The 10076-nt window shown below is 42.0% G+C and carries 8 protein-coding genes and 3 pseudogenes; 7 read left to right on the forward strand and 4 right to left on the reverse strand.

What is annotated here, in order from left to right; all coding sequences use genetic code 11:
- Positions 1 to 21 precede the first annotated feature (21 nt).
- Entirely contained in the window at positions 22 to 1656 is a 1635-nt protein-coding gene (locus F7734_RS58900; protein WP_155753453.1) for an alpha-D-glucose phosphate-specific phosphoglucomutase, read from the reverse strand.
- 232 nt (positions 1657 to 1888) lie between these two features.
- On the opposite strand from F7734_RS58900, the gene F7734_RS58905 reads away from it, so the two are divergent.
- The 5 genes from F7734_RS58905 to F7734_RS58925 all read left to right on the forward strand — a co-directional run bounded on the left by F7734_RS58905 (position 1889) and on the right by F7734_RS58925 (position 6692).
- Positions 1889 to 2566: a response regulator transcription factor gene (locus F7734_RS58905; protein WP_155753454.1), complete on the forward strand. Its 678-nt coding sequence runs from the start codon at positions 1889 to 1891 to the stop codon at positions 2564 to 2566.
- Between the two features lie 94 nt (positions 2567 to 2660).
- Complete coding sequence (locus F7734_RS58910) at positions 2661 to 3950, forward strand: HAMP domain-containing sensor histidine kinase (RefSeq protein ID WP_155753455.1); 1290 nt, start codon at positions 2661 to 2663, stop codon at positions 3948 to 3950.
- Positions 3951 to 4247: 297 nt separating this feature from the next.
- Entirely contained in the window at positions 4248 to 4421 is a 174-nt protein-coding gene (locus F7734_RS58915; RefSeq protein WP_155753456.1) for a hypothetical protein, read from the forward strand.
- A gap of 146 nt (positions 4422 to 4567) precedes the next feature.
- Positions 4568 to 5827 carry a M28 family peptidase gene (locus tag F7734_RS58920; protein ID WP_155753457.1) on the forward strand — a complete coding sequence of 420 codons (1260 nt, stop codon included), beginning with the start codon at positions 4568 to 4570 and terminating at the stop codon, positions 5825 to 5827.
- 103 nt (positions 5828 to 5930) lie between these two features.
- Positions 5931 to 6692: a trypsin-like peptidase domain-containing protein gene (locus F7734_RS58925; RefSeq protein WP_155753458.1), complete on the forward strand. Its 762-nt coding sequence runs from the start codon at positions 5931 to 5933 to the stop codon at positions 6690 to 6692.
- Positions 6693 to 6766: 74 nt separating this feature from the next.
- On the opposite strand, the gene F7734_RS64930 is transcribed toward F7734_RS58925, so the two are convergent.
- The 3 genes and pseudogenes from F7734_RS64930 to F7734_RS64940 all read right to left on the reverse strand — a co-directional run.
- A complete protein-coding gene (locus F7734_RS64930) occupies positions 6767 to 7270 on the reverse strand; it encodes a Uma2 family endonuclease (protein WP_243147626.1) in 504 nt (167 codons plus the stop codon).
- Positions 7271 to 7318: 48 nt separating this feature from the next.
- Positions 7319 to 7720: pseudogene (locus F7734_RS64935) on the reverse strand (Clp protease N-terminal domain-containing protein); the annotation flags it as partial.
- A gap of 39 nt (positions 7721 to 7759) precedes the next feature.
- Positions 7760 to 7936 (reverse strand): annotated as a pseudogene (locus F7734_RS64940) (helix-turn-helix transcriptional regulator); the annotation flags it as partial.
- 591 nt (positions 7937 to 8527) lie between these two features.
- Here F7734_RS64940 and F7734_RS58935 point away from each other — a divergent pair.
- A pseudogene (locus F7734_RS58935) lies at positions 8528 to 8656 on the forward strand (Uma2 family endonuclease); the annotation flags it as partial.
- Positions 8657 to 9080: 424 nt separating this feature from the next.
- On the forward strand, positions 9081 to 10076 hold a 996-nt coding region (locus tag F7734_RS58940), incomplete at its 3' end, for a hypothetical protein (RefSeq protein WP_155753460.1).

Here is a 10076-nt window from a genome sequence, read left to right on the forward strand (position 1 = left end):
CCCCCTACCCCCTATTCCCTATCAAGTGATCACAGTTGGCTTGTCCATTCCTGTCAAAGTCCGGATTTGGGCAATTTCATCTGCTATGGCAATCAGCTCTGCTAAAGCTTCTTGGGGATCGAGATTCTGTTTTGCTAAGTTTGATTCGTAACTTTCTAGATAAACCCTTAAGGTTGCTCCTTGTGTACCCGTTCCAGAGAGACGGAAGACAATTCGCGAACCATCGGTAAAGCCAATGCGAACGCCCTGCTTCTGGCTCACACTGCTATCTATTGGATCTGTGTAGCTGAAGTCGTCTCCGTATTCTACTTCATAAGCACCAAACCGCTTTCCTTTGAGGTTTGGTACGCTAGAACGCACATTGGTGATGAGCGTGTTGGCGCGATCGCTATCCACTTCTTCATAGTCATGGCGCGAGTAGTAATTGCGACCGTAGATTCGCCAGTGTTCTTTGACGATTTCCTCAACTGACTGTTGGCGGACTGCCAAAATATTTAGCCAGAACAAAACAGCCCACAGCCCATCTTTTTCGCGGATGTGGTTGGAACCTGTACCAAAACTTTCTTCTCCACACAGAGTTGCTCGACCTGCATCTAGCAAGTTGCCAAAGAATTTCCAACCCGTGGGAGTTTCATAGCAATCTATGCCGAGATGTTTTGCGACCTTATCTGGTGCTTGACTTGTAGGCATAGAACGGGCAATTCCAGCAAGACCGGAACTATACCCTGGTACTAATTTAGCATTAGCAGCGAGGATTGCTAGGCTATCGCTAGGAGTCACAAAGAACTTGCGCCCAAGAATCATATTGCGATCGCCATCCCCATCAGATGCTGCACCAAAATCAGGGGCATTGTCTCCAAACAGAATTTCCACTAAGTCATGAGCGTAGACTAAATTAGGGTCTGGGTGCCCGCCTCCAAAATCTTCCAAAGGCTTGCCATTTTGAACAGTCCCTTGTGGTGCGCCCAAATATTCCTCAAAAATCTTGTGAGCGTAGGGACCTGTAACCGCGTGGAGTGAATCCACACACATCCGGAATTCCCCGTTAGTTATCAGGGAACGGATGCGGTCAAAGTCAAATAAAGACTGCATTAATTCTGTATAGTCCGTTACAGAATCAATCACCTGCACCACCATTTCACCTAATTTTGTTTCTCCTAATGTATCGAGATTTACATCAGAAGCTTCTAAGATTTTATAACTATCGATCTCTTTAGTACGAGCGTAGATAGCTTCTGTGACCTTTTCCGGTGCAGGACCGCCATTGTCAATGTTATACTTTATGCCAAAATCTCCTTCTGGCCCGCCTGGATTATGGCTTGCAGAGAGAATAATACCGCCAAAAGTGCCATACTTCCGAATAATAGCAGAGGTAGCCGGGGTAGAAAGAATACCGCCCTGACCGACCATCACTCTCCCAAAGCCATTGGCAGCTGCCATTTTGAGGATGGTTTGAATTGCCTGACGATTGTAGTAGCGACCATCGCCACCTAAAACCAGAGTTTGACCTTGGTATCCTTGCAGACTATCAAATATGGATTGAACAAAGTTTTCCAAGTAATGAGGCTTTTGAAAGACAGTCACTTTCTTTCGTAACCCAGATGTTCCTGGTTTCTGGTCGGTAAACGGCTGAGTAGGTGCTGTTTTAATAACCATAGCAATGTTAGAGTCAGAGATCGCCAAAGGACATGCTTTTTATCGTATCGCTACTTAATGCAGTTACATTCACTACAATTTAGATTCAGGAGATGCAATTGCAAAATGTGATATTTTGGAACAAAAAGATGATGCCATACAGTCCCTGCATTCAAAGACTCGTAACCCTAAGTGTTACAAACCCTTGCTGTGTATGAATTTCAGCAGATTGTGGTAAAAAATAGCTACTTTTATGTTAATCCTTTTAGTTGAAGATGACTTAGCTCAATTAGAGCCTTTGCGAGCTGCCCTTATCAAAGCAGGACACACTGTTGATGGTATAGAAGACGGAGAAACAGCCCAATGGCTTTTATCTCAAAAAGATTATGACTTGTTGATATTAGACTGGATGCTGCCAAAGGTGAGCGGTGTCGATCTTTGCCAGGAGTACCGACGGGCTGGAAAAACAGCCCCAGTGTTAATGCTCACTGCCAAAGATAGTACTTCCGATAAAGTTTATGGTTTAGATTCTGGGGCTGACGATTACTTGGTAAAACCAGTGGATATTATAGAATTATTAGCCCGAGTACGAGCTTTACGAAGACGTTCTCCATTATGGAATGGCGATCGCCTGACACTTGCAGATTTACATTTAGATTTAAATAACCTGACTGTTGAGCGCAATCAAGCCAGTACCCAGTTATCTGGGAGAGAGTTTCAACTCATGGAGTATTTGATGCGCCATCCCCGCCAGATTTTATCCCACACTCAAATTGAACAAGCATTGTGGGGATGGGGGACAGAGCCAGAAAGTAATGCTGTCACAACATTAGTGCGCCGATTGCGACAGCGCTTGCAAATCATTGACGCCAAAGACTGGCTAGAAAGCGTCTATGGTGTGGGCTATCGCCTTAATGTTCCTGAAACGTAGTGGTTAGTGGTTAGTTGATAGTGGTTAGTGGTTCTAAATAAGAGTAATAACCAATAACAAATGACTTTTGACTTTTGACTTTTGACAAATTTTTATGTTTACTCGCAGCCGTCGCAATTTAGCATACTTGTTCACCATATCAATGGGGAGTATTCTTGTCGCCTTTGCTGGTATAGCTTATTACTTTGTTGTTCAACAGCAACTACAAGCGTTTGATGAAAGGCTTTACTCTACAAGTAAAACAATTGTCAGGGGTATACAATACCCCACATATAACAAACGATGGCAGTACAAGCAAAAGGAAGTTCCCATATTTGGCGATACTTTACCACCAGTTAACAGTGATATTATTTATGTTCGTTTGTATAATTTTAACAAAGAACTGGTGGAAGATTTTGGTGTTTCGGGTTCGGCAAGACCGATCGCATCTCCTGGTTTTCAAACTCTAAAAATTACTAGTAACCGATCCAGAATCACTGCCAATCAAGAGTGGGTTCGAGAAGTTACGTTACCTATTACACAAAATGACGTTTTACTAGGATATATTCAAGTTGCTATTCCTCTAACACCTCTACGTCAAAGCTTAAACAAAGCAAGGTTATTTTTAACACTGGGGGTTCCAGTAACTTTAGCATTAGTTGGTATAACTGGGTGGTTTCTCGGAGGGCTTGCCATGCAACCTGCTCTTCGAGCCTACGAACAACTACAGCGCTTTACGGCGGATGCATCTCATGAATTACGTGCTCCTGTTGCTGCTATTTTAAGTAATGCACAAGTGGCTCTCATGCCGCCACAAGATGAATCAGAGCAGCTTTATCGTTTGGAAAATATTGTCGAGATTGCTAAATCAATGAGCGATCTCATCAACAATCTTTTGTTCCTCGCTCGCCAAGACAGACCTCTAGATATTACCAAACTCAAGACTATCGATCTTGTTAAACTCCTACAAACTCTGGCAAAAGAATATCAGCAACAAGCCACTGCACAAAATCTAAACTTTACCGTTCAAATACCCGAACAACCTGTATATTTCAAAGCGGATGCGGATTTATTAAAGCAGGCTGTTGTAAATTTACTCAACAATGCCTTGAAATACACTCTTGAGGGGGGTACAGTAACACTAAAGCTTCTAACACCACCCCATCGGGTGATTATTCAGGTGGAAGATAGTGGTATTGGTATTCCAGAAAAAGATTTATCGCATATCTTTGAACGGTTCTACCGAGTAGATACAGTGCGATCGCGTCAAACAGGTGGCTTTGGATTAGGATTGGCAATTGCCCAGCAAATTGTGCAAGCGCATCAAGGAAACCTCACAGTCAAAAGCGTATTGGGACAAGGTTCCATATTTGAGATAGAAATTCCAGTTAAGGGGAAGAGTTAGTGGTTAGTGGTTAGTGGTTAGTGGTTAGTGGTTGGTGGTTAGTGGTTAGTGGTTAGTGGTTAGTGGTTAGTGGTTAGTGGTTGGTGGTTAGTGGTTAGTGGTTAGTGGTTAGTGGTTGGTGGTTGGTGGAAAAACGACTAACGACTAACCACTAACAACCAACAACCAACAACTAACAACCAACAACCAACAACCAACAACCAACAACCAACAACTAACCAAGTTGACATTTTTTTGTCATAATGCCCACTCATACTAAAAAATAACAAGCAACTTAGCCAAGAACTGAATCCCCCTATGAACTATCAGCAACAGGATAACAAAGCAATGCTCAAAAAAGCGTTCTTGCATACTGCGCTGACTGCGGCAACAATTGCAAAGTTTCTAGCTGTAGAGACTGGACAAGCCAGTGCTCATCAAAGTTGGAGTCAGTACAACAGCGGAAAAACAAGGATAAAGGATGAAGTATAAAGTATGAAGTATATCGTATAAAGACATTGGAGTCTGAATATGCTTTGCTCGAACGTACATTTTCCAAGGATTTTCTCGAGGTTCGTACTTCTGATTGAGTGAGGGTCAAAATCTAAAGCTTTATCCTTTATCCTTCATACTTTCAAATGATTTCGTTCAACAACAACCAAAAAAAACCTTGGTTAAAAACTGCACTGCTCAGTGCTTTGATTTGGCTTCCTACAGCCTGTGCTGTTCGAGCAAATGGTGTTGGGGAAATTATCTTATCTCCATCGGTTACACAGACGACAAACTCTAACCGAAGTCTTACGGATGTAGAAACTCTAGTGAATTTCGGTCCAAGAGTCACGGGTACACCAGTTATGGAAAAAGCTAGCGCTTACCTAGTGGATGAATACCGTAAAGCAGGCTATGTGACAGAGGTTCAAACTTTTACTTATTCTAAATTTCAAGATAATGGTTCTAATCTGACAATTAATGGAGAGACAATTCAGGGATATGCTCTTAATGGCACAATCCCTGGGAACCCAAATGCCCCACTTGTCGCAGTTCCTAACTTTGGACGAAAAGCTGATTTTGCCAAAGTGAATGTTACTGGAGCAATTGCGATCGTGCAACGCGGAGAAATTCGCTTCTCAGAAAAAGCAAAAAATGCCGTGGCGGCTGGGGCAGTTGGTTTGGTAATTGTCAATAATAAATCGGGCGATTTATACGGCAGTTTGGCAGAAGAAGTCAAAATTCCAGTCCTGGCGCTTTCCCGTGAGAAAGGCGATCGCATACTCCAACAAGCACAAAGAGTAGCACAAAATGCGAGTTTAAAAGTTGATGCTCAAAGGCGTAATGTTACCGGACGCAATATTATTGCCCATCTTGAGGGCGTGACTCAACCAAAAATTCTTCTTGGTGCTCACTATGACTCAGTAGCTGGTTCACCTGGTGCGAATGATAATGCTTCAGGCACAGCAGTTTTACTATCCCTTGCTCGCAATTTGTCAAAGACACCAACCGCCCGTCAAACATGGTTTGTAGCTTTTGATGGCGAGGAAGACGGACTCCAAGGATCGCGAGCTTTTGTCAAGACAGCCAAACCGCAGTTTCTTCCAGGGTTAAAAGCCATGATGAACTTCGATATGGTTGGAGTTAACAATCAACTGGGTATTGGTGGTACCTCTTCCCTAACAAAATTTGCCCGAAACATCAAGCCTGGAGTGAAAATTTTTGGTTCTAGCGATGGTAGCGACCATGCAGCCTTTGCTAGTAAAAATGTACCAATTCTTTTCTTCTACCGAGGACAAGAACCAAACTACCACACACCCAATGATAAGAAAGTCGATCCAAAATTGCTAGATGAAACAACGCAAGCAGGTTTGGATATTATCCAGCAAATTCTCAACACTAAGAACTAGTAGGTAGGGCTAAAGCCCACCAACCAACATTGGACGTGCGGCATAGCCCTATCTACTAGCCATTAGCCATTAGCCATTAGCCATTAGCCATTAGCCATTAGCAATGAAAAAATCATTAACTAATTTATCTCTAGTATCTTTCGGAGCATTAACAGCTATTTTGGGCGCACATTTCATGCCTACAACTCCAGTTCTTTCCGAACCCACATCAATTGCTGCTGCTCCTGTAAGTAATGTAGAAAATAACTTTGTCTCTAGTGCAGTCGAAAGAACTGGACCTGCAGTGGTGCGGATAGACTCCACGCGCACTGTGAGAAGCCGATATTATGGTAGGCGTGTAGCACAAGGAACGGGTTCGGGATTTATTATTCGTTCTAACGGTCTGATTCTGACCAACGCTCACGTTCTTAGTGGTGCAGACACGGTAAAGGTAACACTCAAAGATGGACGAAGCTACACAGGCAGAGTGTTAGGGGAAGATAGCACAACAGATGTTGCTGTTATTAAAATTCAGGCGAATAATCTCCCGACTGTCAGTGTTGGGAATTCCGACCAGCTTAAACCAGGGGAATGGGCGATCGCAATTGGTAATCCTTTAGGTTTGGATAACACCGTGACGGTTGGTATTATTAGTGCAACAGAGCGATCGAGCCGTGCAGTGGGTGCTGGAAGTAGAGGAGTTGGGTTTATTCAGACGGATGCTGCTATTAACCCCGGTAACTCTGGGGGACCGTTACTCAATCAACGAGGACAAGTCATTGGGATGAATACCGCCATCATTCAAGGTGCTCAAGGGCTGGGCTTTGCCATTCCCATTAATACAGCCCAGCAAATTGCCAATCAATTGATTGCTCAAGCTAGTTAGTTACAAATTTCACCGGAGGTTCCCTAAAACCAGGGAACTTCCAAGTAAAATCACTTAAACATTTGATGAAACAATCAATTTAATGAAGGTGTCCATAACTCGGACACAGGCAGTTCCCAATCGGGTAGTAGCTCTGGAAGCATCAAGGTTTCCCCCTCTTCCAATATGGTAACTGCGCCATCGGGACGGTATACGGATACGGTGTGTTGATCGGGATCGATCAGAATTCCAATCCGGGTTCCCCACTTGAGGAAAGACTGAACTTTCTTTTGCATTGACAATAAGCGATCGAATGCCGACTTAATTTCCATTATTAGATCGGGTGGCACTTCTGGGTAAGTACGGGGCATCCGTTTCAGCCGTTGTCGCGATACAAACGAACAATGTGGCTGCAAAATTTCTCCATTCGGTAACTGATAACCCACATGAGAACTCAGGACGTATCCAAGCTGGCGCGGTTCTACCCAGGCAAATAGATGTGTACAAAAGCGGGTGCTCACTTCGCCTGAAATGAAGTCTGGTGGAGGCTCGCTTGGCACGTCTTCATTGTTCAAGCTAGATCCAAAGGAGGGGAGCATAGCTGAATCGTTTTCCTGTGACCAAGCTTCTTTAACTGCAAGTTTCGCCACCTCATGAAGATTAACTCCTAGGTTTGCCAATACCTTCACAGCTACCCCATCTGTAACCAAGAGTACACCAAGCAATAAATGCTCTGTCCCAACATAAGTATGACCTATCCGACGTGACTCTTCTGAAGCATGGTCTAGTACAAGCTTGCCTTTAGGCGTGAAAGGAATCTCCATTTCCATGACACCATTACCACGCCCAATGATATTTTCCACTTCCCTACGAGCATCTTCTAATTGAACTCCCATCGTCTTGAGAACTCTAGCAGCAATACCCGTATCTTCCGCAATCAAACCCAATAAAATTTGCTCTGTTCCTACATAGTTGTGTCCCAAACGATGTGCTTCTTGTTGGGCAAGCGTAATCACGGTCACGGCTTTCTGTGTAAATCGTTCAAACATAGATTCTCTGTTGTTAGTTTCTAACGGTTCGGAAGCAAAAATAGATTCAATCGGCCAGCCAAACAATTGAGCAATTTTAAGCGCAAGAGGCAAGCTAGGGTCATACTTGCCCATTTCCAATGCATTTATGGTTTGGCGGCTGACTCCCAAACGGTTTGCTAACTCGGATTGTGACCAATTGCGCTCGACTCTCAGTATCCGTAAGCGGTTTTTCATTCTTAAAATTTATTCGTCTGCATAAGTACTTTCCATTGATATACCAGAATAGTAAAGCTCAAATTTGTTTTTGTCAAGCAAGCTTTACTATTTTGTTAAGTGAGGTTGACTTCACAAGCAGAAACATGAAAAGAATTAACTTCGATTGCCTTATTTCTAAAATATGTATCCTGAAACTTTTACAATGCTGATATAGTATTGATATTTTACTCTACCGCCCGAAAACTACCTATTTAAATGAACCGCAAAGGCGCAAAGATCGCGTATAGCCCTAGTGAACATAGCCTACGGCAACGCGTAGCGTCTCCGTCAGGAGAAAAAAGAGGACAAGAAATCGGTAACATACCGGGGAGGAAGTAGAGACTCAAAGCAAGAAATCACGTCAAAGCTCAAGCTGATTTTATAGATTTCCCTCTGTAAAGTCTACTTTACAGAGGGAAAATCCTTTTCCCACACGGATTTGTTGATGCATATCCTATTAGATCCACTGAAAGAAGCTTGCAGGGCAAAGAGTGCATTCCGGGATAGCGATTCTCGAATGCTTAAGGTAGCATATACTTGCATAACGAATAACAGAACGAGGGACAAAGAATGACGACGCTATTAATTCAAACCCAAAGCGTCCCACTGACGGTTCATATTCCTTCTATCAAATCGATGACCGTTGAACAGTTCTACGAATTCTGTCAAGCCAATCGCGATTTAAGAATTGAGCGTAATGTATGTCATTGTCCTCCTCAGGGAAAAAAGACTACAGCTAAAACTAAGACAAGTCACGCTAAAAAAATGAAAGACATTTCTGACAACCTCTTAAGTTAGATGGCAAAACAGTGTCACTTAAGTGGGATATCCAGAAATGGCAAAGGCTTACCTGAAAGTTGCATAAATCAAAAAAACTGTCCTGAGAAAGAGATGAAATAGTTAATGTCAGGAGGCTGCGATCGCAAACACAAAATCATGGTACGTTACTTGCTACAGACTATTGTGGCTGGAATTATCAGTTAAATACTAACGTGAGTTCAAAGAATCTGTATTTTTTTTACAAAAATGAGATGTTATTGGAACTCTGTTGTTACATTCATAGTGTTTATATCTATTTAAATCGCAACAGCATGGGTAATTTAGTGAACCGAGAAGCAAACTAATGAGTATCAGAAAGCGTAAAACCATAGTAGAAATGTTTTCTACATTTCTTAATTTGATAGACTCTAAAAATTATCCAATTCTCGATTGGAGCGCAAATCCTAAGTTAGAACGCAATATCAGGACAATAATCGAGCAAGATATCTCAAATGATGAGGAATTTTGGGCAAGATATTGGCTGCGAGCGCTTTTGCAAAATCCGCCACTTTTTTTGGCAAAAGAACACTTACTCGCTTACTTAGAAGACTCTTGCTACTGGGTTGCTGGTATAGTTCAGCGCAAAATTGCTATTCAAGACTTTACATGGATGGATTATTGGCAAATTGCTAGAACAATTGCAGCCAATGATTTATCCAAGCTTTTGGCTCATTATAATAGTGAAACGAGTCGTCTTAAAACCTACGCTCAGATGCGTATTACAAGTGCAGTTATTGATAAAATTAGAGTCGGTAGAGAACCAGAAAAATATTCTGATTGGGCATGGTTACGGAGTTTAACTAAAAAATCTTTAATACAAGCATTGTATAAAGTCAATTTTCCCGATTGGCAACAGTCCTGTCATTTGTTAGCTTGGCATTGTTTTAAGGAAATTTATACTCCTAACAAAAAACTACAAAATCACAAGCTAGCACCACCAACTTCCCAGGAATTAGAATTGATAACTGTACGATATAATGAGTTGCGAAAAAAATATCAAGATATCTCAGATGATGTGACTGTTCAAGAGATTCAAACATTGTTATACACTTGTGTTAAAGTAAGTCGAGAAAATTCAAAATTGCCTTTAGTATCATCATTAGATAACAAAAATAACATATCTGATGATTTAATTAATTATTTACCACAAGAAGAAATAGACCCAGAGGAGCAGTTTTTAGCTCTTAGGGAAGTTTTATCACAGGCATTTGCAGCATTGCCTGAGTCAAGCCAGAAAATGTTAATTTTAGAACATGCTTTGGAATTAAAACAGACAGATATTCAATTAATTTTTAATTTT

It is taken from the genome of Scytonema sp. UIC 10036 (assembly GCF_009725235.1).